The organism is Paraburkholderia sediminicola (assembly GCF_046026675.1).
In the GTDB taxonomy this organism is placed as follows: Bacteria; Pseudomonadota; Gammaproteobacteria; order Burkholderiales; family Burkholderiaceae; genus Paraburkholderia; species Paraburkholderia sediminicola_F.
The window spans coordinates 4,200,097-4,223,416 of sequence record NZ_JAQQEY010000001.1 but is presented as its reverse complement, the minus strand read 5'-3'; the positions used below and the strand labels follow the sequence as shown (position 1 = coordinate 4,223,416).

At 62.2% G+C, this 23,320-nt stretch carries 23 protein-coding genes; 11 read left to right on the top strand and 12 right to left on the bottom strand.

Going from position 1 to position 23,320, the window contains the following annotated elements:
• Positions 1 to 84: 84 nt before the first annotated feature.
• Genes pxpA through pxpB form a run of 3 tightly spaced genes read right to left on the bottom strand, consistent with a single transcriptional unit; the run spans position 85 to position 2,559 of the window.
• Positions 85 to 837 (bottom strand): 5-oxoprolinase subunit PxpA, encoded by a 753-nt coding sequence (gene pxpA, locus PQQ86_RS18615; protein WP_408269480.1) that lies wholly within the window; start codon positions 835 to 837, stop codon positions 85 to 87.
• Positions 838 to 856: 19 nt separating this feature from the next.
• Positions 857 to 1,909 (bottom strand): 5-oxoprolinase subunit C family protein, encoded by a 1,053-nt coding sequence (locus tag PQQ86_RS18610; protein ID WP_408269477.1) that lies wholly within the window; start codon positions 1,907 to 1,909, stop codon positions 857 to 859.
• The gene (pxpB, locus tag PQQ86_RS18605; protein WP_408269475.1) at positions 1,906 to 2,559 is read right to left on the bottom strand and encodes a 5-oxoprolinase subunit PxpB; all 654 of its coding nucleotides are present in this window, start codon (positions 2,557 to 2,559) and stop codon (positions 1,906 to 1,908) included. The genes PQQ86_RS18610 and pxpB overlap by 4 nt, the downstream gene beginning before the upstream one ends.
• 207 nt (positions 2,560 to 2,766) lie before the next feature.
• Here pxpB and PQQ86_RS18600 point away from each other — a divergent pair, with 207 nt between their 5' ends.
• Positions 2,767 to 3,279, top strand: coding sequence for a winged helix DNA-binding protein (locus PQQ86_RS18600; protein WP_408269472.1), 513 nt, complete (start codon positions 2,767 to 2,769; stop codon positions 3,277 to 3,279).
• Positions 3,280 to 3,337: 58 nt separating this feature from the next.
• Here the strand turns inward: PQQ86_RS18600 and PQQ86_RS18595 are convergent, their stop codons facing one another.
• The gene (locus PQQ86_RS18595; RefSeq protein WP_408269469.1) at positions 3,338 to 3,880 is read right to left on the bottom strand and encodes a 5-formyltetrahydrofolate cyclo-ligase; all 543 of its coding nucleotides are present in this window, start codon (positions 3,878 to 3,880) and stop codon (positions 3,338 to 3,340) included.
• Between the two features lie 77 nt (positions 3,881 to 3,957).
• Between PQQ86_RS18595 and PQQ86_RS18590 the strand changes: the two genes are divergently transcribed.
• The 4 genes from PQQ86_RS18590 to PQQ86_RS18575 all read left to right on the top strand — a co-directional run bounded on the left by PQQ86_RS18590 (position 3,958) and on the right by PQQ86_RS18575 (position 8,877).
• Entirely contained in the window at positions 3,958 to 5,925 is a 1,968-nt protein-coding gene (locus PQQ86_RS18590; protein WP_408269466.1) for a lytic transglycosylase domain-containing protein, read from the top strand.
• A gap of 85 nt (positions 5,926 to 6,010) precedes the next feature.
• Positions 6,011 to 6,964, top strand: coding sequence for a complex I NDUFA9 subunit family protein (locus tag PQQ86_RS18585; protein WP_408269463.1), 954 nt, complete (start codon positions 6,011 to 6,013; stop codon positions 6,962 to 6,964).
• A 30-nt stretch (positions 6,965 to 6,994) separates the two neighbouring features.
• Positions 6,995 to 7,648, top strand: coding sequence for a glutathione S-transferase family protein (locus PQQ86_RS18580; protein WP_408269460.1), 654 nt, complete (start codon positions 6,995 to 6,997; stop codon positions 7,646 to 7,648).
• A complete protein-coding gene (locus PQQ86_RS18575) occupies positions 7,645 to 8,877 on the top strand; it encodes a multifunctional CCA addition/repair protein (protein ID WP_408269457.1) in 1,233 nt (410 codons plus the stop codon). The genes PQQ86_RS18580 and PQQ86_RS18575 overlap by 4 nt, the downstream gene beginning before the upstream one ends.
• Before the next feature lie 772 nt (positions 8,878 to 9,649).
• Here the strand turns inward: PQQ86_RS18575 and PQQ86_RS18570 are convergent.
• Together PQQ86_RS18570 and PQQ86_RS18565 are read right to left on the bottom strand one after the other, a co-directional pair.
• Positions 9,650 to 9,844 carry a DUF2905 domain-containing protein gene (locus PQQ86_RS18570; RefSeq protein WP_097390635.1) on the bottom strand — a complete coding sequence of 65 codons (195 nt, stop codon included), beginning with the start codon at positions 9,842 to 9,844 and terminating at the stop codon, positions 9,650 to 9,652.
• A gap of 22 nt (positions 9,845 to 9,866) precedes the next feature.
• The gene (locus PQQ86_RS18565) at positions 9,867 to 11,057 is read right to left on the bottom strand and encodes a class I SAM-dependent methyltransferase (protein ID WP_408269453.1); all 1,191 of its coding nucleotides are present in this window, start codon (positions 11,055 to 11,057) and stop codon (positions 9,867 to 9,869) included.
• 13 nt (positions 11,058 to 11,070) lie between these two features.
• On the opposite strand from PQQ86_RS18565, the gene PQQ86_RS18560 reads away from it, so the two are divergent.
• The 5 genes from PQQ86_RS18560 to glmS all read left to right on the top strand — a co-directional run bounded on the left by PQQ86_RS18560 (position 11,071) and on the right by glmS (position 16,749).
• On the top strand, positions 11,071 to 11,889 hold the full coding sequence (locus PQQ86_RS18560; protein ID WP_408269450.1) for an SDR family oxidoreductase: 819 nt from the start codon (positions 11,071 to 11,073) through the stop codon (positions 11,887 to 11,889).
• A 97-nt stretch (positions 11,890 to 11,986) separates the two neighbouring features.
• Positions 11,987 to 12,382, top strand: a complete 396-nt coding sequence (locus PQQ86_RS18555; RefSeq protein ID WP_063497570.1) for a dihydroneopterin aldolase — start codon at positions 11,987 to 11,989, stop codon at positions 12,380 to 12,382.
• A 3-nt stretch (positions 12,383 to 12,385) separates the two neighbouring features.
• Positions 12,386 to 13,375: a tRNA 2-thiocytidine(32) synthetase TtcA gene (ttcA, locus tag PQQ86_RS18550; RefSeq protein ID WP_408269447.1), complete on the top strand. Its 990-nt coding sequence runs from the start codon at positions 12,386 to 12,388 to the stop codon at positions 13,373 to 13,375.
• A gap of 134 nt (positions 13,376 to 13,509) precedes the next feature.
• The gene (glmU, locus tag PQQ86_RS18545) at positions 13,510 to 14,871 is read left to right on the top strand and encodes a bifunctional UDP-N-acetylglucosamine diphosphorylase/glucosamine-1-phosphate N-acetyltransferase GlmU (protein ID WP_408269444.1); all 1,362 of its coding nucleotides are present in this window, start codon (positions 13,510 to 13,512) and stop codon (positions 14,869 to 14,871) included.
• 60 nt (positions 14,872 to 14,931) lie between these two features.
• Positions 14,932 to 16,749 carry a glutamine--fructose-6-phosphate transaminase (isomerizing) gene (glmS, locus tag PQQ86_RS18540; RefSeq protein WP_408269441.1) on the top strand — a complete coding sequence of 606 codons (1,818 nt, stop codon included), beginning with the start codon at positions 14,932 to 14,934 and terminating at the stop codon, positions 16,747 to 16,749.
• A 35-nt stretch (positions 16,750 to 16,784) separates the two neighbouring features.
• Here glmS and PQQ86_RS18535 read toward each other — a convergent pair whose 3' ends face one another.
• From PQQ86_RS18535 to PQQ86_RS18510, 6 genes are all read right to left on the bottom strand, one after another.
• Positions 16,785 to 17,495: a lysophospholipid acyltransferase family protein gene (locus PQQ86_RS18535; protein WP_408269438.1), complete on the bottom strand. Its 711-nt coding sequence runs from the start codon at positions 17,493 to 17,495 to the stop codon at positions 16,785 to 16,787.
• 307 nt (positions 17,496 to 17,802) lie between these two features.
• Positions 17,803 to 18,141: a hypothetical protein gene (locus PQQ86_RS18530; protein ID WP_408269435.1), complete on the bottom strand. Its 339-nt coding sequence runs from the start codon at positions 18,139 to 18,141 to the stop codon at positions 17,803 to 17,805.
• Between the two features lie 271 nt (positions 18,142 to 18,412).
• Positions 18,413 to 20,188, bottom strand: coding sequence for an SWIM zinc finger family protein (locus PQQ86_RS18525; RefSeq protein ID WP_408270349.1), 1,776 nt, complete (start codon positions 20,186 to 20,188; stop codon positions 18,413 to 18,415).
• A 120-nt stretch (positions 20,189 to 20,308) separates the two neighbouring features.
• Positions 20,309 to 20,899, bottom strand: coding sequence for a hypothetical protein (locus PQQ86_RS18520; RefSeq protein WP_408269432.1), 591 nt, complete (start codon positions 20,897 to 20,899; stop codon positions 20,309 to 20,311).
• Between the two features lie 98 nt (positions 20,900 to 20,997).
• Positions 20,998 to 21,258, bottom strand: coding sequence for a DUF6723 family protein (locus tag PQQ86_RS18515; RefSeq protein WP_408269429.1), 261 nt, complete (start codon positions 21,256 to 21,258; stop codon positions 20,998 to 21,000).
• Positions 21,259 to 21,471: 213 nt separating this feature from the next.
• A complete protein-coding gene (locus PQQ86_RS18510; protein WP_408269427.1) occupies positions 21,472 to 22,119 on the bottom strand; it encodes a glutathione S-transferase family protein in 648 nt (215 codons plus the stop codon).
• A 119-nt stretch (positions 22,120 to 22,238) separates the two neighbouring features.
• Here PQQ86_RS18510 and PQQ86_RS18505 point away from each other — a divergent pair, with 119 nt between their 5' ends.
• Complete coding sequence (locus tag PQQ86_RS18505) at positions 22,239 to 23,204, top strand: helix-turn-helix transcriptional regulator (RefSeq protein ID WP_408269424.1); 966 nt, start codon at positions 22,239 to 22,241, stop codon at positions 23,202 to 23,204.
• Positions 23,205 to 23,320: the final 116 nt, after the last annotated feature.

Genomic DNA, 23,320 nt, shown 5'->3' with positions numbered 1-23,320 from the left:
GCAAACGCCCCGCATGGAGCGGGGCGTTCGGGGTTTGGCAACGGTTGAATCGCGTTGTCTGGTTCACAATGATCGGCGCGCGGATCAGACGCTCGCGGCGCCAGCCGCGTGAACGTCAATGCCCGCGTCCTTTAGCGCGCCGCGGATACGCCGCGCGAACGCCAGCGCGTGCGGACCGTCGCCGTGCAGGCAGATGGTTTGGGCGTTGAGCGGCACCCAGTGTCCGTCGACGGCCTGCACGCGGCGCTCGCGCACCATGGCGAGCGTGCGCTCCAGCACCACGTCTTCGTCGTCGAGCAGCGCGCCCGGTTCCTTGCGCGGCACGAGCGAGCCGTCGGCGCGATAGCCGCGGTCGGCGAATACTTCTTCGACGGCAGTCAGGCCGGCTGCCCGGGCAGCCGTCACGAGCCCGCTGTTGGCGAGCGCGAACACCGCAACCGACGGGTCGAAATCGTGAACCGCCGAGACGATCGCATCGGCGATCTTCGCGTCGCGCGCGGCCTGGTTGTACAGCGCACCGTGCGGCTTGACGTGCGCGATCCGTCCGCCCTCGGCCTGCGCGATCGCCGACAAGGCGCCGAGTTGATACAGCACGCCTGCGTAGATATCGTTGGCCGGCAGATCCATTTCCTTGCGGCCAAAATTCTCGGGATCGTTAAAGCTCGGATGCGCGCCGATCGACACGCCTTTTTGCACCGCCCAGCGCACGCAGTCGCGCATGGCGTTGGCGCCGCCCGCGTGCCAGCCGCACGCGATGTTGGCCGAGCTGACGAGGTCGAGCAGCGCCTCGTCGGAACCGCAGCCTTCGCCGAGATCGGCGTTCAAATCAATTTCCATGGTGTTCCCCTACATAGTGTTACAGCGCTGCGACCGCCGACCGGCGCGCACAACGTTCTTCGTGCATGGCAATCGCGGCGTCGATCTGCCGCAAATACGTGCGTTCTTCCAGCAACGCCTGGCGTGCCTCATAGGGCGTCGTCGGGATGAAACGGATGGCGGCGTTCAGGCGAACCTGCGCGAGCTTCCATAGATCAGCCTGAATCACGGCGCCGATCTTCGGATAGCCGCCGGTGGTCTGCGCATCGCTCATCAACACGATCGGCTGGCCGTTCGGCGGGACCTGAATCGTGCCGGGCAGCACCGCGTGCGAGAGCAGATCGTTTTTCCGAGTGCGCTTCAGTTCCGTACCGGCGAGGCGGTAACCCATGCGGTTGCTGTTCGGCGTGACCAGCCATTCATCGGACCAGAACGATTCGCGCGCTTCTTCAGTGAAGCTATCGTATTCCGGGCCCTGCAGCACGCGGATCGGCACGGCCCAGGGCACGCCCGAGGGATGCCGGCCGCGCCGCAGCGGTTCGTGTACCAGCACGAACTTGCACCAGGCGGGCGCCTTCACACCGAACTCCGGCGCTTCGGGGGTAAAGCCAAGATGGCCGCGTTGCGGCGGCGCGCCGACCGGCAGACGGTCGCCGTCGCGCAACGCCCGGCCGCCGAGTCCGCCGAAATGGCCGGCGAGATCGGTGCTACGCGACCCGAGCATCGGCAACACGTCGACGCCGCCCGCGATGCAGACATAGCCGCGCATGCCGCGTTTGGCCGCTTGCAGAACCAGCTCCTGGCCGGCCTGCACCGGCAGGCTCCACCATGAATAGACCGGCTTGCCGTCGAGCGTCGCGCCGAATTCGGTGCCGGTGATGGCCACGCGCGTGGCGCGCAGAAAGCGCAGCGCGGTTGGTCCGAAGGTAATTTCCAGGCCGGCCGCATCGGGCCGGTTGCCCACCAACCGGTTGCCGACTTCAAGCGACAGACGGTCGAGCGCACCACCCATCGCGACACCGAGGTGCCGGTAGCCGTGACGACCGAGATCCTGAATCGTGGTCAGCAGACCCGCGCGAATCACATCGATCATGCGTGTATCCCCGCGACGGTAAAGCGCACCCGGTCGCCCGGTTGCAACAGCGTGGGCGGACGGCGAGATGGATCGAACAGCGGCAGTTCGGTGCGGCCGATCAACTGCCAGCCGCCGGGGGAGGTCGCCGGATAAATGCCGGTCTGTTCACCGCCGATACCGACCGAACCGGCGGGCACTTCCAACCGCGGCGATGAACGGCGCGGCGTGTGCAGCGCTGTGTCGAGCCCGCCCATATAGGCGAAGCCCGGCTGAAAACCGAGAAAAAACACCACGTACTCGCCGTCCGCGTGACGTTGCACGACCTCGCGCACGCTCAGGCCGGTGTGATTGGCGACCACTTGCAGGTCGGGGCCGAACTCGCCGCCGTATTGCACCGGGATTTCGACTTCACGGCCGGCCACCGGCACGTCGCTCACCGCGTTCCAGGCTGCTTGCAGAAGGCTCACCAGCGCTTCGCGATCGGCTTCGAGCGAATCGAATACGAGCGTCAGATTGTTCATACCCGGCACAACCTCGAGCACGTGCGGCCAGTCGCGCGCGGCCTCGGCGGCAGCCCACACCCGCCGCTGGCAGTCCAGCGTGGCAGGTGGCGGCGCCTCGCAGACAAGCGCGGCGTCGCCGAGCGGGAAGATTCTTGGTTGGCTCATTGCTTAATGGCCCAGGTTGAGTCGGAAATGTCGAGCATATCGGACCCTATACCTATTTATCGGCATCGGGTCCGCGATGTTTGAAGCGTACATTATCAATAAAATATCAACAATTTATCTATAAGCGTTTTCGCCAGGCTCCCCGGAATGGGTGGCTCGTCGTACACTCCCGACACCTTCCCATCCTGTTTCTCGAGAATCTTCACCATGTCGCGCCACCCCACCAAGATCGTTTCCTCGGAACATCTCGTGTCCGACACCAGCGCGGAGTTGTCCGAACTGGAGTACGCGCTCATCATGGCGGGCAATGCATTCAACCGATGGATGGTGCGCTGCATGTCGGCGGCTGGCGAAAAGGACATGACCGCGATCGAAGTCTCGCTGCTGCACCACGTCAGCCATCGCGAGCGGCGCAAGAAGCTGGCGGACATCTGCTTCGTGCTGAACATTGAAGACACGCACGTTGCCACTTACGCGTTGAAGAAGCTCGTAGCTAGAGGGTATGTAAAAAGCGAAAAGACCGGCAAGGAAGTGTTCTTCTCGGCGACCGACGTGGGCCGCGAGCTCTGCCTGAAATACCGCGAAGTGCGCGAGAGCTGTCTGATTTCGACGCTGAAGGAAAGCGGCCTGACCAACGAGCAGATTGGCGAGGCGGCGCAATTGATGCGCAATGCGTCCGGGCTGTACGACACGGCCGCACGGGCGGCGGCGTCTTTATGACGGGATTCAGCCTCGGCAATTATCGAAGGGTGCGCCTCGCACGGCGCGCTTCAAACGCTTAATCCGCCGGCTGTGGATAGAGACCGGCTTCTGTCACGATCAGATCGAGCGGGATGTCGTGAGCCTCACGCTGCAACGCGTCCGTGCGACACGCTTCATAGGCGATACCGACCGTGACCGGCTTCTTCGGCCCCGGCCATGCGGCCAGCGTGCGATCGTAGTAGCCACCGCCGTAGCCGAGCCGGAAGCCCTCGGCGTCGAAGCCCACGCACGGCACGAACAACAGATCGGGAACCACCATGCGCCCCGACGTGGGCTCGGCGATCTTGTGATGGCCGATCTTCATTGCCATATCCGGCGCCCATGCGTGAAATTCGAGCGGCGCGCCGCGTTCCTTGACGATCGGCAAACCCGCCTCGCGTTGCGATTCGGCCGCGAGCCAGATCGCAATCGCGGCGCGCGCGTCGAACTCGCCCGCCAGCGGCCAATAGAACCCCACGCTGCTCACGCCGTAGTGCTTCAACGCATCGAGAACGCGACGGTTGAGCGCGGCGTTGTGCGCCGGCTCGGAAGCCGCTTGTAGCCTTGCTTCCAATAGCATTCGACGCAGCGCCTTTTTCGATTCTGCGACAGGGTTGCATGCTATGCTTGGGTTCAATTCGCGCTCCAGAAACAACGATGTCAAAACGCCTCTATCGAGTATATCGCGCGGCCGGTCTGGCGCTTGCCGCTGCGGCACTCGTCGCGTGCAGCACGGCCTCCGCCGTCAAGCCCATTCCCCTTTCGCAACTCACGAACGACGACCAGACCTTCGTCCAGCTTCGCGAAGCCGCCCGCAATAATGACGCGGCGCGCGCAGCGCAACTGGCGAGCATGATCCCGAACTATCCAGCGCCTTCGTATCTGGAGTACTTCCAGATCAAGCCGCAATTGTTCGATTCCAGCGGCCATGCGCGTATCGACGCGCCGGATGCGCCGGTGCTGTCGTTCCTGCAGAAGTACGACGGCCAGGCGATCGCTGACCGCCTGCGCAACGACTACCTCACGGTACTCGGCGCACGTCACGACTGGCGTAACTTCGATCAGCAATACGCGCGTTTCGTGCTGAACGACGATACACAGGTGAAGTGCTATGCGCTCGAGTCGCGTGCCGCGCGTGGTGAAAACGTCGCCGACGCGGCGCGCGCGCTGCTGGTCGATCCGAAGTGGTACGGCGACGGATGCGTCGATCTGGTCACCGCGCTTGCGGTCAACCAGCAATTCAGTTCCGACGATGTGTGGCAACAAATCCGCCTCGCGTATGAACAGAACTACACGAGCACAGGCAGCAAGCTCGTCGATGCGCTCAGCAACCAGCCGCCCGATCCGGTGCTGTTCGGCCAGGCCACGAGTACGCCGCCGTTGTTGCTGGCGCGCGGCGTCGGTCCGGATACGCAATCGCACCAACTCGCGTTGCTCGCGATCACGCGCATGGCGCGCAACGATCCGGCCATGGCAGCGGCCACATTCGCCTCGGTGGCGCCGTCGTTGAGCTCGCCCGAGCGCGCAATCGGCTGGGGCACGATTGCCTATCAGGCCGCTGCCAAGCAGATGCCGAGCGCGGTCGACTGGTACCGCCTGTCAGTGAATGCGCCGCTGTCGAACCCGGCGTACGAATGGCGCACCCGCACCGCGCTGCTCGCGGGCGACTGGACGATGGTGCGGTGGTCGATCGAGCAGATGCCGGCGGCGCTGCGCAATCAGCCGTCGTGGGTGTACTGGCATGCCCGTGCGCTCAAGCAGGCCGGCGACACAACCACGGCCAACCAGGAATTCGAGTCGATCTCGCAGGGCTTCAACTTCTACGGCCAACTGGCTTCGGAAGAGCTTGGCCAGAAGATCACGGTGCCGCCGAAAACCACCGTGACCGACGCCGAAATCCAACAGGCCGGCAACACGCCGGGCTTCGATCTGGCGCAGCGTTTCTACGCGCTGAATCTGCGGCTCGAGGGCAATCGCGAATGGAACTGGCCGCTGCGCAACATGAGCGACCGGCAACTGATCGCCGTGGCCGAATACGCGCGCCGCATCGAGCTGTATGACCGTACCGTGAACACGGCGGACCGCACGAAGAGCGAGCACGATTTCTCTCTGCGCTATCTGTCGCCGTTCAAGGATATCGTCGAGCGCGATGCGCAGTCGAATGGGCTCGACGTCGAATGGGCATACGGGCTGATTCGCCAGGAATCGCGCTTCATCATGAACGCGCGCTCAGAAGTTGGCGCGAGCGGTCTGATGCAACTGATGCCGGGCACCGCGCAACTGGTGGCAAAGAAAATCGGCCTTGGCCCGATTTCGCGCGAGCAGATGAACGATATCAACACTAACATCCTGCTTGGCACGAACTACCTGTCCATGATCTACAATCAGTTCGACGGGTCCGCCGTGCTGGCCACCGCCGGTTATAACGCCGGTCCCGGCCGTCCGCGCAACTGGCGGCAATCGTTGCAGCATCCGGTTGAAGGCGCGATCTTTGCCGAGGCGATTCCGTTCCAGGAAACGCGCGACTACGTCAAGAATGTGTTGTCCAACACGGTCTACTACGCGGCATTGTTCGAAGGCCGTCCGCAATCGCTGAAGGCGCGTCTGGGTTATATCGCACCGTAAGCGCCGTGCCGCCGCTGCGTCAGGTCTTCTGATGCGGCGGTGCGCCACGCCAGCTGTTGCCACGGCTTCCACCAGGGAGTCGAAAATGCGACATCAAGCCGTTGCGGTCATCGGCGGTTCCGGTTTTATCGGCAGCCATCTCGTCAATGCCCTCGTTGAAATGGGCAAAGACGTGCGCATCGCCACCCGGCGGCGCTATAACGCCCGCCATCTCACCCTGCTCCCCATCGACGTGATCGAAGCCGACGTGTTCGATCCGGTGCAGCTCGCGCGTTTCGTCGAAGGCGCCGATTGCGTCATCAACCTCGTTGCCACGCTGCATGGCAAACGTGGCACGCCCTACGGCCCGGAGTTCGCCCGTGCTCACGTCGAATTGCCGACCAAAATAGTTGCGGCTTGCGAAGGCAAGGGCGTGCATCGGCTGATTCATATCAGCGCGCTCGGCGCCGACGCGAACGGGCCGAGCATGTATTCGCGCTCGAAGGGCGACGGGGAAAAGGCCGTGCATGCGGCGAATCTGGCGTGGACGATTTTCCGTCCGTCCGTGGTGTTCGGTCCTGAAGACCAGTTCCTCAACAAGTTCGCGTTCCTGCAGCGGATGTTCCCGGTGATTCCGCTTGCGATGCCGGACGCGAAATTCCAGCCGGTGTACGTCGGCGATGTGGCAAAAGCGATCTGCAACGTACTCGATCTCGACGCGGCCGGCGGCCATACCTACGACCTGGGCGGCCCGACCGTCTATACACTCGAAGACCTCGTCAAGTATTGCGGCGATGTGATCGGCCGGCATGCGCGAATCATTCGCCTGCCGGAGGCGTTGGCGCGCTTGCAAGCGTTGACGTTTGAAATGGCGCCGGGCGAACCGGTGATTTCGCGCGACAATCTCGACTCGATGAAAATCGACAACGTGTTGAGCGGACCGCTTGCGCCTGAGCTCGGCATCGAACCCGCCAGCATCGAAACGATCGCGCCCGTGTATCTGACCGGCGCGTCGTCGCGTTCGCGCTTCGACACGTTTCGCGCGAGCGCGGGGCGTTGAACGTTTTTATCTCTTCCTTTCATATCCGGCATGAAGCTGCTTATCGGTGACAAGAACTACTCGTCATGGTCAATGCGTCCGTGGCTGCTGCTCAAACAATTCGGCATCCCTTTTGAAGAGGTGCTGATTCATCTGAATGAATCCGGTACGAAGTCCGCGATTCTGGCTTACGGGCCGACGGGTCCGGGCAAGCTACCGTGCCTGATCGGCGAAGACGGATCGGCTATCTGGGATTCGCTGGCGATCGCCGAGACGCTGGCTGAGCGCTTCCCGCAGCATGCGCTGTGGCCGCGCGACCCGGCGGCGCGTAGCCACGCGCGCAGCATCAGCGCCGAGATGCATTCGGGCTTCAGCGAATTGCGCTCGAACATGTGGATGAACATTCGTGCGTCGTTTCCGGGTAAGAACGCTACACCGGGTGCACTGGCCGACATTGCGCGCATCGACGCGATCTGGAGCCGGTGTCTCGATACCTACGGCGGTCCCTTCCTGTTCGGTGAGTTCAGCATTGCCGACGCGATGTACGCACCCGTCGTGATGCGCTTCAACACGTGGCAACCGGTGCTCTCCGAAGCCGCCGCCGCTTATGTTCGTCGCGTGACGGCGTTGCCGGCGGTGAAGGCATGGATCGACGACGCGCTGCGCGAAACGCATGCCATTCCGTACCAAGACGTATGCCCATGAATATCTACGCAGTAGGCGGCGCGATCCGCGACGAGTTGCTGGGCGTACCCGTGCAGGACCGGGACTACGTCGTGGTTGGCGCGACGCCCGAGCAGATGGTGGCGCAGGGCTATCGTCCGGTGGGCAAGGATTTTCCGGTGTTTCTGCATCCGCGGACGCACGAGGAATACGCGCTTGCACGCACCGAGCGCAAGACGGCCGCGGGCTATCACGGCTTCCAGTTCTTCTACGCGCCGGACGTCACGCTCGAAGAAGATCTCGCTCGCCGCGACCTGACAATCAACGCGATGGCGCGCGAAATGCGCCCGGACGGCGAACTGACCGGCCCGGTGATCGACCCGTTCAACGGCCGGAGCGATTTGCAGGCGCGGCTGTTTCGTCACGTCAGCGATGCGTTTCTGGAAGACCCCGTGCGGATTTTGCGGATTGGGCGATTCGCGGCGCGCTTCGTCGATTTCACGGTGGCGCCGGAGACGATGGCGCTGATGCGCAAGATGGTGGCCGACGGCGAGGTCGATGCATTGGTCGCCGAGCGCGTGTGGCAGGAAGTCTCGCGCGGGTTGATGGAGAAGAAGCCGTCCCGCATGTTCGAGGTGCTGCGGGAGTGCGGCGCGCTGGCGCGGATTCTGCCGGAGATCGACGCGTTGTTCGGCGTGCCGCAGCGGGCTGACTATCATCCCGAAGTAGATACGGGCGTGCACGTGATGATGGTGGTCGACCATGCCGCGCAGCAGGGTTACGCGTTGCCGGTTCGGTTCGCGGCGCTTACGCATGATCTGGGCAAAGCGACGACGCCGGACGACGTATTGCCGCGGCATATCGGGCATGAGGGGCGCAGCGTGGATTTGCTGAAGCCTTTATGTGAGCGGCTGCGGGTGCCGAATGAATGCCGTGATCTGGCGCTGCTGGTCGCGCGGGAGCATGGGAATATTCATCGCGTGATGGAGATGGGGGCAGCCGCGTTGGTGAGGCTGCTTGAGCGCAGCGATGCGATTCGGAAACCGGCGCGGTTTGCTGAAGCCTTGCAGGCATGTGAGGCGGATGCGCGTGGGCGGCTTGGGTTTGAGATGCGGGAGTATCCGCAGGCTGAGCGGCTGCGGATTGCGCTTGTTGCTGCGCGGGGCGTGGATGCTGGTGCTGTGGCTAAGCGGCTCGCTGACTCGCCGGCGGGGATTAAGGATGCTGTGCATGCTGAGCGCGTTCGCGCTGTTGAAGGGGCTCTTGTTTGAGGTTTTTTTGCCTGCTCGGCGCTTTGTCTGTGCGCTTAGGGCGTTGGCCTTTCCTTGAATTGTTAGTGGTCTATTAGTGTTGCCCCTGTGCGGGGCGGCACTTACTTTCTTTGCCGCCGCAAAGAAAGATAAGCAAAGAAAGCGGCTCAAACCGCTCATGCTAAGTGGGGCCTGTGGTTTGCAGCGGGTAGTGGTGCATCTGGAATCTGGGTTCGTGCACCTGCATGCGCCAGTGACAAGGGCGTCATACTTCCGGCGGCGCTGCGCGCGCCGAAGCGTACTTCTTGAAACCACCCGCTACGTTTTAACGCTCGTGTCCTGCTACCGGATCGTGGCTCGTCATTGAACCGCCGCTACCGCAGCCGCGATCGTGATTGCGGGGTACCGACATATCACTTGGAGTGAGGGGTTCCCGGGTGGGTGCAAAGGCGCGTCGCCGAGGCGACGCCGATGCCCCACAGACCTCAACGAAGCCCGTGGTTTCCCATGCAGACCCGTCCGCGACGCACGTAGTGCGGAGTGGGTGCTGATGATACCCTAGTCACTAACGCGTGAAGGAGCACGAGCCCGGATTCCACGGAGCCACTACCATTTACCTGCCACGGCCCCTACTTAGCATGAGCGGTTTGAGCTGCTTTCTCTTGCCTACTTCTCTTTGCAGCCGGCAAAGAGAAGTAAGTGCCGCCCCGCACAGGGGCAACGCTAATAGACCACTAGCAAATCAAGGAAAGGCCAACACCCCAAGAACACTGACAAACAAGCGCCGCGAAGGCTACAAAACCCTCGCGATAAGCGACAAAACCATCGAAAGCACAAGCGTCGACATAAACGGAAACGGATACTCCCGCCCGAAGAGGCGCAAAGTGACATCACCAGGCATCCGCCCAATCCCAACCTTCCTGAGCCACGGCCAGCAGGCCGACAACACCGCCACCGCAACAAACGTAGTCAACAGCCAGCGGATCATCGCAAATCCCTAAGGCAAAAAGTCACAGCGTATGTGACCGGTCACCGCTCGAAAACGCCTGCAGCGTGTCATCCAGCCCGCGCGAAAACGCGATCACTTTGAAGAGCTCGCCCATCTCCGCCTCGGACAACAACTTCTGGACCGCATTCGCCGCAGGCAAAAACTTCGCCGTGTCCGATGGATCGAGCGCCGATAACGTCTCGGTAATCCCCGCGTTCAACAAGAACCGCGCTTGCGAGGTGAATCCCAACAAATCCGCGCCAGCCTCGACACCGGCTTCGGCGATGCCGGTAAATTCCACGTGCGCGGTAATGTCCTGCAAACCCGGATAAACAAACGGGTCACCATGCGCCCGGTGCCGGTAATGGCACATCAACGTGCCCTGCGCACGCTGCTCATGGTAGTACTCGTGGCGCGGAAAACCATAATCGATGAAAAACGCCGCGCCACGCGTAAGCATCGTGCAAATGGTCCGCGTGAATGCCCGAGCGGCGTCGTGCGTTTCGGTGACGTAGTCGTCGCCGATAGTTTCAATCTCAGCCAGAACCGCAATGTCCGCAGCTTCCGATACCAGACGGTCGTCAAACGCAAAGGCCTCGTCGCGCCACGTCACGCCGCGTTCGTGCCAGGCGCCACCGGTAAAGGCGAACAGCCGCACCGGCATCGCGTCCAATACCTCGTTGCCGATCACCACACCTTCGAATTGCTCCGGCAATGCGTCCAGCCAGCGCACCTTCGTGGCCAGCGCCGGTGCCGTGGCTTCGATCGTCTCCCGCTGGCGCTCGCGCAATTCACCGGACAAATCCACGATCGAGTAGCTGTCGAATCCGACGCCCAGCGCGTCGAGCGCATTCAGCAAGCCGGCGGCGAGTTTTCCCGTACCGGCGCCGAATTCCATCAGCTCGCGCGTGCCGCTCGCCTGCAAGGCCTCGGCGAGCGGGCGCGCTAGCGTCGCGGCGAAGAGGGGCGACATTTCCGGCGCCGTCACGAAGTCGCTGCCATCGTCGCCGCGCAGGCCGAATTTGCGGGCGCCGCCGCTGTAATAGCCGAGTCCCGGCGCGTAAAGCGCGCGCTCCATGTAGCGGTCGAATGGCAGCCAGCCGCCTGCCGCTTCGAGCTCCGCGCGGACCTGCGCGACCAGCGCTTCGGACTGCGCAAGCGCGCTCGGGCCGGGAGCAGGTAAACTATCGGGTTGGTGAGCTTTCGGATTCATCCCCGCATTGTAAATGACCGCCTCTCTGGACACCGCCGCCGCCCGCGCGGCTGAAACGCCGCGCATCGTGCTGATTACCGGCGCCGCCCGCCGTATCGGGCGCTCGCTCGCGCTTGGCTTCGCCGCGCGTGGCTGGGACGTGGCGGTCCACTACGGCGCGTCGCGGGAGGAGGCTGACGAAGTGGTCGCGGAAATCGTCGCCCTGGGCCGCCGCGCAGTGGCTTTGCACGCGGAATTGGGCGACGAGGGCCAGGTCGAGCAGCTTCTGCCCGCCTGTATGGCCGCGCTGGGCCGCCCGTCGTGTATTGTCAACAACGCCTCGCGCTTCGAGGAAGACACGGCGCAGAACGTCGGTTACGACCTTCTGCTGAAGCTGACCGCAATGAATCTCGGCGCACCGCTCGTGCTGGCGCGTATGCTGTTCGAGATCACGCCGGAAGCCGCGCGCACCGATGAAAGCCAGCGCGGCGTGGTCATCAATGTGCTGGACCAGAAGCTGTACAACATGAACCCGGACTATCTGTCATACACGCTGTCGAAAGCAGCGTTGCAGACAGCCACAGTTGCACTGGCGCAGGCCTTGGCGCCGAAAGTGCGCGTGGTCGGGCTTGCGCCCGGTCTGACGATGCAATCCGGCGATCAAACGCCGGCCGGTTTTGAAGAAGCTCACCGGGCTACGCCTTTGGGCCGCGCGTCGCGGCCGGAGGATATTGTCGCCGCCGCGCTGTATCTCGCCGATGCAGCGGGCGTCACCGGAACGACGCTGGTGGTCGACGGCGGGCAGCACCTGGTGCCGCTGCCGCGCGACATTATGTTTTTGACGGGCGGCTGAAGCGCGTGCGTGCAGGCTTGCCGGGTGAACCGGCGGCAGGCTGCGCGTTGAAGCGCCCACTTGAGTGCTCCGCACTCTTTTTTCGACTGGAACGAACATGTTTGCCGCTCTTTCGCATCCCCGGCTCGCCGATTGCCGCCGGCTTTTTCTGCGCAATTACGAAGTGCACATCAACATCGGCGTGCACGACTTCGAAAAGCGCGGCGAACAGCGCGTCGTGATCAACGTCGAACTGTTCGTGCCGCTCGCGCTGTCCACGCCGGTTCAGGACAAATTGAACGAAGTCGTCGATTACGACTTCATGCGCTCGACCATCGCGCGCCGCGTCGAGCAAGGTCATATTCACCTGCAGGAAACGCTCTGCGATGACCTCGTCAAGGCACTCCTCGATCATCCGCAGGTGCGCGCCGTGTGCGTGTCGACCGAAAAGCCGGACGTTTATCCTGACTGTGACGCCGTGGGCGTCGAAGTCTTCCGTATCAAAGAGGATTGAGCCATGAATGCTCAGGAAATCCTGAACGACACCGCGGCGCCAGGGGCTGCGCATGCCTCGGCGGTCAAAGCGCCCCTCACGCGCCGCGAGCAGAAAGAAGCCTACGAGAACAACAAGCTGTTCAAGCGGCTCGCGCGCCAGGTCGGTGAAGCGATCGGCGACTTCAACATGATCGAGGAAGGCGACAAGGTGATGGTGTGCTTGTCGGGCGGCAAGGACAGCTACGCGATGCTCGAAATCCTGATGCGGCTGCGCGAACGCGCGCCGATCAACTTCGACATCGTGGCGGTGAATCTCGACCAGAAGCAGCCGGGCTTCCCTGAGCACGTGCTGCCCGAGTACCTGAAGCAACTCGACATTCCGTTTCACATCGAGAACCAGGATACGTACAGCATCGTCAAGCGGCTGGTGCCGGAGGGCAAGACCACCTGCTCGCTGTGCTCGCGCTTGCGTCGCGGCATTCTATATCGCGTGGCGGGCGAGATCGGCGCGACCAAGATCGCGCTCGGCCATCATCGCGACGACATTCTGCAAACGCTGCTGCTGAACATGTTCTACGGCGGCAAGCTGAAGGGCATGCCGCCCAAGCTGCAATCGGACGACGGCAAAAATATCGTGATCCGTCCGCTCGCCTACGTGAAGGAAACCGATCTGGAAAAGTACGCGGAGCTGCGCGAATTTCCGATCATTCCGTGCAACCTGTGCGGCAGTCAGCCGAACCTGAAACGCGCGGAAATGAAGGCGCTGATCCGCGATTGGGAGAAGCGCTTCCCGGGCCGCATCGAGAACATGTTCAATGCGTTGTCGAACATCGTGCCGTCGCATCTGATGGATCACAAGCTGTTCCCGTTCGCCGGCCTGCGTGCAAGCGGCGAGGCCGATCCGCAAGGCGATATCGCCTTCGACGAAGAGCCGTGTTCGACCGATTCCGGCGAGGGCGCAACGCTCAACGGATCGAAGCCGATCTCGATCGTTCAGTTCGACGATATGTAACCAGGCCGTGAAGTGCCCTGAAATCAAAGGTTTCCGGGTGTTTCAGCAAGGTAATAAGGCCGCGTGAGCGGCCTTATTCGTTATAGCCTGCATGATAGAATCATCGGCTCCAAACTTGTCTGATTGCCGACGCCATGAACATCGTGATTTTGGCGGCAGGCACCGGTAAGCGCATGCGGTCCGCGCTTCCCAAGGTGCTCCATCCCCTGGCTGGCCGGCCGCTCCTCGCTCATGTCATCGACACCGCTCGTGCGCTCAAGCCCACGCGTCTGGTCGTGGTGGTCGGCTATGGCGCCGAAGCCGTGCGTCAAGCCGTAGCGGCGCCGGATGTCCAGTTCGCCGCGCAGGAGCAGCAACTCGGCACGGGTCACGCCGTGCAACAGGCGTTGCCGCTGCTCGATCCGTCCGAACCCACACTGGTGCTGTACGGCGATGTGCCGCTCACGCGCGCCAGCACGCTGCAGGCGCTGACCGATAGCGCGGGCCGAGGCGGCTACGGCGTTCTCACCGTCACGCTCGACGATCCCAGCGGCTACGGCCGCATCGTGCGCGATCAGCACGGCAAGGTGTCGCGCATCGTCGAACAGAAAGACGCAACGCCCGAGCAACTCAAGATCGCCGAGATCAACACCGGCATCATCGTCGCGCCGACCGAGCGACTGGGCGGCTGGCTTGCCGCGTTGAAGAATGACAACGCGCAAGGCGAGTTCTACCTGACCGACGCGGTCGAGATGGCGATCGAAGCCGGACTCGAAGTCGTCACCACACAGCCTGACGAAGAGTGGGAAACGCTCGGCGTGAATAGCAAGCAGCAGCTTGCCGAACTTGAACGGATTCATCAGCACAATGTCGCTGAGACGTTGCTGGTGGCCGGCGTAACGCTTGCCGATCCGGCTCGAATCGACGTGCGCGGCACGCTCGAATGCGGCCGCGACGTCTCGATCGACGTGAACTGCGTCTTCGAAGGCCGCGTCACGCTGGCTGACAACGTGACCGTTGGGCCGAACTGCGTGATCCGCAATGCGACGATCGGCGCCGGAACGCGCGTCGACGCGTTCACGCATATCGAAGGCGCCGAAGTCGGTGCAAACGTCGTGCTCGGCCCTTATGCACGGCTGCGTCCGGGCACGTCGTTGCAGGACGAGTCGCATGTCGGCAACTTCGTCGAGGTGAAGAACTCGGTGCTCGGTCATGGCTCGAAAGCGAACCATCTGACGTATATCGGCGATGCGGACGTCGGGGCGCGCGTGAATATCGGCGCGGGTACCATCACCTGTAACTATGACGGCGCGAACAAATTCCGTACGATCATTGAAGACGACGTGTTCGTCGGTTCGGACACGCAACTCGTTGCGCCTGTGCGCGTCAAGCGCGGCGTGACGATCGCGGCGGGCACCACGGTCTGGAAGGATGTCGAAGAAGACATGCTGGTCCTGAACGATAAGACTCAAACAAGCAAGTCGGGCTATGTACGCCCGACCAAGAAGAAAGGTTGATGGGCGTGACGCGCGCATGAAGCGCGCTCCCTGAAACCCAGCACTGAAAAGGAATAAGCCATGTGTGGCATTGTCGGCGCGGTTGCGCAACGAAACATCGTTCCCGTCCTGATCGAAGGACTGCGTCGCCTCGAGTATCGCGGCTACGATTCGTGCGGCGTGGCGGTACTCGGTAATGACGGACCGCGTCGTGCGCGCAGCGTCGCGCGCGTGGCGGATCTGGACGAGCAGGTGAAGGAGAGCCACCTCGAAGGCATCACGGGCATCGCGCATACGCGCTGGGCGACACATGGCGCGCCGGTGACCGACAACGCCCACCCGATCTTCTCGAAAGACACACTCGCGTTGGTACACAACGGCATCATCGAGAACTACGAGTCGCTGCGTGAAATGCTGCGGGGTAAGGGTTATGTGTTTGTATCGCAGACTGACACAGAGGTTATCGCTCACCTGATTCACAGCCTGTATCACGGCGATCTGTTTGGCGCGGTGCGCGAAGCGGTCGGGCAATTGCACGGCGCGTACGCGATCGCGGTGCTGCATAAGGATCAGCCGCATACGGTGGTCGGCGCGCGGCAGGGTTCGCCGCTGGTGGTGGGGCTCGGCAACGGTGAGAACTTCCTCGCGTCGGATGCGCTGGCGCTTGCCGGCAGCACCGAACGCTTCATCTTCCTCGAGGAAGGCGACGTCTGCGAACTGTCGCTCGAGGGCGTACGTATCACCGATCGTGACGGCTACGATGCGCAACGCGAAGTGCGCCAGGTGGCGGCGTATGGCGGCGCGGTCGAACTCGGTCCGTATCGCCACTTCATGCAGAAGGAAATTTTCGAGCAGCCGCGTGCGATTACCGACACGATCCCGCAAGGCGATTCGTTCGACGCGGCGCTATTCGGCGAGGGTGCCGGCAAGGTGTTCGCGAACATCGACAATCTGCTGATTCTCGCATGCGGCACGAGCTACTACTCGGGACTGACCGCGAAGTACTGGCTCGAGTCGGTCGCGAAGATTCCGACGCAGGTGGAAATTGCCAGCGAGTATCGCTATCGCGAGTCGGTGCCAAATCCGAAATCGCTGGTGGTGGTGATCTCGCAGTCGGGCGAAACGGCCGACACGCTGGCGGCGCTCAAGCATGCGCAGTCGCTGGGGCATAAACATACGCTGGCGGTGTGCAATGTCGGCACGAGCGCGATGGTGCGCCAGACGGAATTGTCGTTCCTCACCCATGCGGGTCGCGAGATCGGCGTGGCGTCGACCAAGGCGTTCACGACGCAACTGGTTGCGCTGTTCGTGCTCGCCGCGACGCTTGGGAAGCTGCGTGGGCAGGTGAGTGCGGAGCAGGAAGCCGAGTATCTGAAGCAGTTGCGCCACCTGCCGGCGGCGTTGAATAGCGTGCTGGCGCTGGAGCCGCAGATCATCGCGTGGTCGGAAGAGTTTTCGCGCAAGGAACATGCGTTGTTCCTCGGGCGCGGCCTGCATTACCCGATCGCGCTCGAGGGCGCGCTGAAGCTCAAGGAGATTTCCTATATCCACGCGGAAGCGTATCCGGCCGGCGAGCTGAAGCATGGACCGCTGGCGCTCGTGACTGAAGCGATGCCAGTGGTCACGGTGGCGCCGAACGACGCGCTGCTGGAGAAGTTGAAGTCGAATATCCAGGAAGTGCGTGCGCGGGGTGGTGAGCTTTATGTGTTCGCGGATGCGGATACGAAAATCGTCAATGACGAAGGTTTGCATGTGATCCGGATGCCGGAGCACTATGGCTTGCTGTCACCGATCCTGCATGTGGTGCCGCTGCAGTTGCTGGCTTATCACACGGCTTGTGCGCGAGGCACGGATGTGGATAAGCCGCGGAACCTGGCGAAGTCGGTCACGGTGGAGTGAGGGTGGTAAGGCGCAGGCTAATACATTTAAGCGTATCAAAGCCGCAGCAGTTCATCTTTCATCCACTCGTGGACGGCCCGACTTAGTTCCTGTTGTGACAGGTCCCGAGGGGAGAATGCCGGGCCGACGACCACACGAATTTGTCCACGGCCGCTGGGCCAGCCTTTCGCCGGCCAGACTTTGCCTGCGTTGAGAACCACCGGAACAGCAGGCACGCCAGTCGCGCAAGCCAATCGAACGCCTCCCGATGTCATCCTCAATGGGGCATCGTGCGGCACCCGGGTCCCCTCCGGGAAAATGACAACGACATCTCCCTTCGCCAGCCTCTCAGCGCTTTCCTGCGTCACAGCCTGATGAGCCTGTCGAGCGGAGCCGCGGTTCAGGCTAACCATATCGAGGCCACGCAGCACCCATCCAAAAAAAGGAATGCGAAGAAGCTCCTCCTTGAAAACAAAACTGATGCGCCGTGGAAAAAGTGCAAGAAATGCGAGTGTCTCCCAGGTCGATTCGTGACGGCACAATAGTATCGCTGGCCCGTCAGGAATATGTTCGAGCCCTTCTATCGAACATGAAACTCCCGGCAGCCAGCGCATCACAACCACCAGTGCACGACACCATTGTTTTGCTAACCAGTATCGCCCAGCCCTGCCGACGAAAGGAAACAGGAACAGTATGGCCATTGAATACAGCGTGCCGCTACCGAGAAGGTAGACAATGAACAGCCATTTAGTGAAAGTCGAGCGCATCGGGGCCTGATTCAGATTGGTTTGCGGCGGAACATCTACCGTTGACGAGTGAGACTATGCCGTGAGCGATGCGTTCGTTCCCCAGACCAGAGACAGCGAACTTCCATCGACCTTCTGCGGGCACAACGGGCCGTGGGTGGTTTAGCCGGAAGAGGGCGCGACGCCAGCATCTTGATTCATTGCAGCACTTCGAGCTCCTCCGGGCGCTGGCGTCAAGTGTTCAACACAACCCAAGGTCAACGTCCTGACTCACTGCTGATCACGGCAGATACCGCGGACGGCAAGTTCGAGTGCGAAATCCTACAAGCTACGCCGGAGCAAATATCACTGCTCCAACGTCAGCGATATGCGTGAAGCTTCGAACAAACCGGTACGTCTGGCCGCCGATCGTTATCCGGTTTACGCCGGCCTGCGTCAGTTCGAGTATCTCGTCTGCCACGTCCGCTGCGATGGTTCCGTGACCAGTCAACCCGTTGTCCTCGTCTGCTGGGTCACCGAGGTAGACAGCACAGACGTCTGCACCGTGGCGCATCATCACGACGCATTCCCCCGCATCCAGCGAGAGTTCGAGATATTCAACCAGCGTCAGCAATGGCTCTGGCGTCTGTCCCTGCGGGTCGTAAGGCAAACCAGAATCAGCGGTCATATTGCCGTCCTCTCAAATGCGTCGGTCCTGAACAGAAATCTCGCCCAAAGCGTGACGATGGCTCCACTATAGGCGCCCATGTTCGAATGCGGGACATATTGGAATGTCCACCGAAAAGCAGGTTCGAACATGTGCGCCGACGGCGCCCGACAGCTACGCGATTTGGCGTGAAGTTCGGAGATGTTTCCCATCGCAAGGGCGCGGTAGAACCCGTAATTACTTCGGCGCCTGCAGGGCTGACACCGCGGGAGGATTCGTACGCGTTGCCACATCATCCCAGCGCCGCCAACAATTTGACGAAGTTTCGTTTCGCACGATAGGTCTTCCGGATGTTCTCCAGTTCATCGCCAAACTCGGCGTGCTCGTTCAATTCAGCACGCAACTTCCCGATGGTTCGCACAATGCCGAAAGCCTCCTCATATCGAGCGTTTTGTGCGCCGTTCTCCACCGCGATTGGCAACAGGCGGCGGTACAACGCAATGGCGTCGTGCGGATGGGTCTTCGCGCGAACAGCCGCCATCTGTGACCACATGGATGTCGCCACCGGGCCGCCATTAAAAGCCTCCCACGCAGCATCATTGTCGCGCTCAACCAGAAAGACCTTGACCAGTTCGGTGCGCGTCGACGTCTGCCAGACGTAGCGGTTCGATTTTTCTGCCGACTCTTCACCCTTCACCAGCGCCCAGAGATAACTGAGTGCACGTTCCCGGGTTGCGTTGTGCTGCCCGGGAGCGGTCGCCGTCTGCATCAATCTTGCAAACGCTTCGGCCACCGGCCGCATCTCGAAGCGCTGCCACGCAAACGCGTCGGCCGCGGCGAGCTCGCCACGGCGCAGGCATTCCTCGATACAGAAGTCGAGTAGGCGCTGGTCCACGTTATTTCCGGATACCGCGAGACCGCGCTCAGCCCACGCCAGCCCTTCGTCGTGACGACCGTGCTTCACGCACAGTTCCGCCACTTGCAGAAACCGGTAGGGGCTCGACAGGTCCTTCGAGCGGATGCGAATGAGCGCGTCAACGTCGCCGTCGATTTCCGCCAACGTCCCCATCGCGTGCTCAAGGCGCATACGCAACGGTTCGAAGGATTCGCGAAATTCGTTGCTCGGAGGAAGCGCTGGCAGCTTGGCCCATCCGCTTCCGACCAGTTCGCGATACCGATGCAATCCCGTGTCGCCTAGCGGCCCGACGTAGGCCGGCAGCACGTTGTAAAACGTGTCCCACACGCCTTCCGTCTGATAGAGAAACAGGCGCTCGGCGAGTTTCACCGCGTCCGGTCGCGTCTGCCGGCACGCCTCGAGATGAGCAGATGCAAGTTCCATGATTGCCGGCAGGACGTCGCCACCGGAGTCGTCAATCTGCTCAAGGCTTGTCTGTGCTCCAGAGATGGCAAGCTCAGCGAGTTCGACCACCTGAGCGGCGTGCGGGCCGGAAAGGCGCTGACGCAGCATGTCCGCGAGTGATATCAGGGCGTCACCGTAGGCGCCAGCTTCCCGCCAGTCGAGCGGCCTGGAAATGCGTGTCGCCTGACGGACGGCGGTTTTCATGCTCGAAAGGTCGCTTGCATTCGCCGCGCGCGCTGCGAAAAGAAGCTTGTCGCGCAGCGTCATGTCGTGCTCGGCAGCTTCAAGCAGTAGGTCGCGCATGGTGTCTTCACCTAGTGTCGCGACATACTCGCTAATCAGCTCGTCATGGGTTTTGCGTTTCTTGCGAGGCTTCGCCGGTTCGGCCTCGTCTGGATGGAACACTTCCTCACCGGTATTCTCCAGCCAGGCCAATGCGACCGCGACGGCATGTTTGCAGAAGATGCCGTTCTCGCCCACCGGGCAGTCACATTCGTACGTCAATTCGCCGTCGTCACCTACGCCAAGTTCGACGCAGTACCGATGCGTGCCGCGCACATTGGCGCGAAGCACACCGTCGTGCTCCTCAAGGCGCGACACCAAGCTGTCGTGGAAATAGGTTTTGCCTCGAGCAAAGGTCTTCAGGTCTGCCAGCGACTGGACCTCGGCAAGGGTAATGACGTCTGAGAGGGAGGTTGGGCGAGGCATCAGTAAGCGTAAGCAATTTAGGAGTGGACGGAAAGCGTAGCGACAGCGACGCACGATATACGCGGCGAAATGACCAACGGCCGCGTCTTCGTCGGCCTCATGGTAAGCGTCGCACCCCTCTCACTTCCTTACCACCTCCACCGCAGCCGCCGAAACAAACTCCGCGCGTACACTGTCGCCGACTTTCAATTCATTGAGCGGAATGTCCGCCGCCGCCCTCAGTACCTGCTGATGCTTCGGCCCACGCAGCGTCACCATCCGACTTTTGCGGTCGATCTTCAATACCGTCGCGACAACCTGCACCCTATGCGCCGACGATGCGTATCCCGCTGAGGCCGGTATTGCCACCGTCGTCTCGATGCGTTCACGCACACCTTTGGCTGTCACCTTGTCGACCTGAAGCAGCAGCGCCTGCTGGTACGCAACGTTCAGCTTGTCGCCGACCCGCAGTTTCCTGACGTCGGCCAACTGGGGATTGACATCGACATCCGCCAGATTGCCGTGCGGACCACGCAGCGTGACGGTGTTGGTGGCCGGGTAGATCGCTACCACGTGAACCTGGGCGTGAACGACCTCGGCTTTGCCGAGTGCTGTCTGACCGGCATTGGCGTCCGACGTCTGAGCCAGGCCGGATTGACAGAAAGCGGCCATCATCAAGGCCACACCCCCCATGACAGGGGCCGATGAGCCCACTTTGCATAGACGAGGCATTCGTTGCTCCCGAAGTGATCACCTCGAATGATGATCCCGAGTGACTAGCCTAAGCAACCAGCCGGAGTAATCCCCAAACGCCGGCCATGATCCCGCGCTTACAACTCCGGACGTGCCAGGTCGCTCGTCACGATGTGCTCGCCATACACCTGTGCCGCCGCGACGGCTTCCAGCTTGGTCGCGTAAGGTCCGAGTTCCGGCGCGCCGTCGAACGGGAACAGCACGCGGCCATCGGTGGTTCGAACCACTTTCAACACGCCGAAAAAACGCCGGTAGCCGGCCAGTTTCGACGTCGCCGACACGTCGAAATCTTCCTCCGACGTCGCGGGGACGCTGGGAATGAATACGGTCTTGCTCATACCTGAAAACATCTCTTGTTCAATGGGCCGACGCCTGCTGAAAAGGCCACGGCGCGCCCGGTTGCGCCGGGAAGACATTCACCGGCGGCCTCCATTGTCTCAAATCCCGGCGCATCGAGCCGGATGCCGGGTCAACAGGCCGGTCAACTGGCCAAGCGGTCAGGCGCCTGCATCGCTGATCATCGCCGCATCTCCGGCAGCCGGCACGCAACGTCAAGCCCCTTTGACGGCTGCCTCATGCTCGGCCGCCAGCGCAACATCCCGCTCGCTCACCTTCACGAAGCTCGGCCGCGAGCAGACGCGCTGGGCATACTCGAGCACAACTGGCGTCTCAGGCACCAGCTTGAACATCATCCCCCAATGCAGCGCGATGCCCCACAAAATATCCGCGGCCGACATCTTGTCCCCGAGCAAATAGGGCGACGCCTGGAGCTGGCTCGTCACGGTCCCGAGCATCGAATCGAAATCGCCATAGGGCGACGTGGCGAGCGGCGCCTGTTCGCGCTTCATCGCCTTGTCGACCAGCGCGGGTTCGTAGCATGCCGCGTAGTACACCAGCCAGCGCAGATACGGCCCGCGCGGCGGATCGTCGAGTGCCGGCGCGAGACCCGCTTCAGGAAACAGGTCGGCCAGATAGATAAAGATGGCGACCTGTTCGGTGATCAGCGCGTCGCCGTGAAGAATCGCCGGCACTTTGCCGAGCGGATTGATCGCGAGATACGGTGCCTTGCGCTGCTCTCCGGCCTTCATGTTCAGCACCTTCAGCTGATACGGGGCACCGAGTTCCTCGAGCAGCGTAAGTGCGCTCACGGAGCGGCATTGCGGTGAGTGGAACAGAGTAATCGTGCGATCGGTGGTCATGGGGGAGCCTTCTGAGTGAGCGTCTCGTTGGAAAGGCCAGCGTCCATCTGGCGCCGGATGTTCCCATCCTAAGCGCCCATACCTGTCAGTTTATGTCAGGTATGACTACACTTGTCCGTATGAGAGCCAGCCGCCTCCTTTCCATCCTGATGACCTTGCAAGCGCGCGGACGCGTGACCGCGCAGTCGCTCGCCGACGAATGCGCAGTCTCCCTGCGCACGATCTATCGCGATATCGACGCCTTGAGCGCCGCGGGCGTCCCCGTCCAGAGCGAACGCGGTGCGGAAGGTGGGTATCGTCTGCTCGACGGATACCGTACGCGTCTGAACGGCCTGTCGTCGCAGGAAGCGGAGGCATTGTTTCTCGCCGGCTTGCCAGGGCCGGTGCAGGCACTCGGGCTCGGCGCCGTGATGGCCGGCGCGCAAACCAAGTTGCTCGCCGCGCTGCCGGTCGAATTGCGTTCGACCGCGGAGCGCATGCGCTCGCGTTTTCACCTCGACGCCCCGGCCTGGTTTTCCGACGCGGACCAGCCCGCGAATCTGCCGTTGATCGCCAGCGCGGTGTGGGAACAGCATCCGCTACAGATTCGCTACCAGAGCTGGAAGGCCGAAAAATTTCGCCGGATCGAACCGCTCGGCATCGTGCTGAAAAGCGGCGCGTGGTACGCGGTCGGGCGGGTCGGCGCGGACATCCGCATCTACCGCATTTCGCGCATTCTCGAATTGAGCATGCTGGACGAGACTTTCGAGCGGCCGCCCGCCTTCGATCTGGCGGCTTACTGGCAAGACAGCATTCAGCGTCTGTCCGAAGAGATGCATGCGAGCGAGGCAACGCTGCGCCTGTCGCCGTGGGGCATGCAGATGCTCGAAGCCTTCACGTCACCGTTCGCACGCTCAGCCGCGAAAATCGGCGAGCCGGATCCGTCCGACGGCTGGCGCACGGTCACGTTGCCGGTCGGTTCGATAAGGCAGGCATGCGCGGAGTTGCTGCGCTTTGGCACGGAGGCCGACGTGCTGGCGCCGCCGGAATTGCGTGCCCGTTTCGCGGAAGTGGCGGCAGCCTTGCATCGCCGCTACGCGCAATGAGCGCACCGGTTCACCGCCGGCGTAGTTTCGCCGAGTGCACTGCTGCGCAACTGGGTGGGCCCGACATGCACTCGCAAAGCACGCGTGCACGCACCGGCCGGCCACCTTTCCTCAGA

Coding starts and splice junctions, on each gene's coding strand:
- pxpA (WP_408269480.1), bottom strand. CDS start 837: ATGGAAATTGATTTGAACGCCGATCTCGGCGAAGGCTGCGGTTCCGAC.
- PQQ86_RS18610 (WP_408269477.1), bottom strand. CDS start 1,909: ATGATCGATGTGATTCGCGCGGGTCTGCTGACCACGATTCAGGATCTC.
- pxpB (WP_408269475.1), bottom strand. CDS start 2,559: ATGAGCCAACCAAGAATCTTCCCGCTCGGCGACGCCGCGCTTGTCTGC.
- PQQ86_RS18600 (WP_408269472.1), top strand. CDS start 2,767: ATGTCGCGCCACCCCACCAAGATCGTTTCCTCGGAACATCTCGTGTCC.
- PQQ86_RS18595 (WP_408269469.1), bottom strand. CDS start 3,880: ATGCTATTGGAAGCAAGGCTACAAGCGGCTTCCGAGCCGGCGCACAAC.
- PQQ86_RS18590 (WP_408269466.1), top strand. CDS start 3,958: ATGTCAAAACGCCTCTATCGAGTATATCGCGCGGCCGGTCTGGCGCTT.
- PQQ86_RS18585 (WP_408269463.1), top strand. CDS start 6,011: ATGCGACATCAAGCCGTTGCGGTCATCGGCGGTTCCGGTTTTATCGGC.
- PQQ86_RS18580 (WP_408269460.1), top strand. CDS start 6,995: ATGAAGCTGCTTATCGGTGACAAGAACTACTCGTCATGGTCAATGCGT.
- PQQ86_RS18575 (WP_408269457.1), top strand. CDS start 7,645: ATGAATATCTACGCAGTAGGCGGCGCGATCCGCGACGAGTTGCTGGGC.
- PQQ86_RS18570 (WP_097390635.1), bottom strand. CDS start 9,844: ATGATCCGCTGGCTGTTGACTACGTTTGTTGCGGTGGCGGTGTTGTCG.
- PQQ86_RS18565 (WP_408269453.1), bottom strand. CDS start 11,057: ATGAATCCGAAAGCTCACCAACCCGATAGTTTACCTGCTCCCGGCCCG.
- PQQ86_RS18560 (WP_408269450.1), top strand. CDS start 11,071: ATGACCGCCTCTCTGGACACCGCCGCCGCCCGCGCGGCTGAAACGCCG.
- PQQ86_RS18555 (WP_063497570.1), top strand. CDS start 11,987: ATGTTTGCCGCTCTTTCGCATCCCCGGCTCGCCGATTGCCGCCGGCTT.
- ttcA (WP_408269447.1), top strand. CDS start 12,386: ATGAATGCTCAGGAAATCCTGAACGACACCGCGGCGCCAGGGGCTGCG.
- glmU (WP_408269444.1), top strand. CDS start 13,510: ATGAACATCGTGATTTTGGCGGCAGGCACCGGTAAGCGCATGCGGTCC.
- glmS (WP_408269441.1), top strand. CDS start 14,932: ATGTGTGGCATTGTCGGCGCGGTTGCGCAACGAAACATCGTTCCCGTC.
- PQQ86_RS18535 (WP_408269438.1), bottom strand. CDS start 17,495: ATGCGCTCGACTTTCACTAAATGGCTGTTCATTGTCTACCTTCTCGGT.
- PQQ86_RS18530 (WP_408269435.1), bottom strand. CDS start 18,141: ATGACCGCTGATTCTGGTTTGCCTTACGACCCGCAGGGACAGACGCCA.
- PQQ86_RS18525 (WP_408270349.1), bottom strand. CDS start 20,188: ATGCCTCGCCCAACCTCCCTCTCAGACGTCATTACCCTTGCCGAGGTC.
- PQQ86_RS18520 (WP_408269432.1), bottom strand. CDS start 20,899: ATGCCTCGTCTATGCAAAGTGGGCTCATCGGCCCCTGTCATGGGGGGT.
- PQQ86_RS18515 (WP_408269429.1), bottom strand. CDS start 21,258: ATGAGCAAGACCGTATTCATTCCCAGCGTCCCCGCGACGTCGGAGGAA.
- PQQ86_RS18510 (WP_408269427.1), bottom strand. CDS start 22,119: ATGACCACCGATCGCACGATTACTCTGTTCCACTCACCGCAATGCCGC.
- PQQ86_RS18505 (WP_408269424.1), top strand. CDS start 22,239: ATGAGAGCCAGCCGCCTCCTTTCCATCCTGATGACCTTGCAAGCGCGC.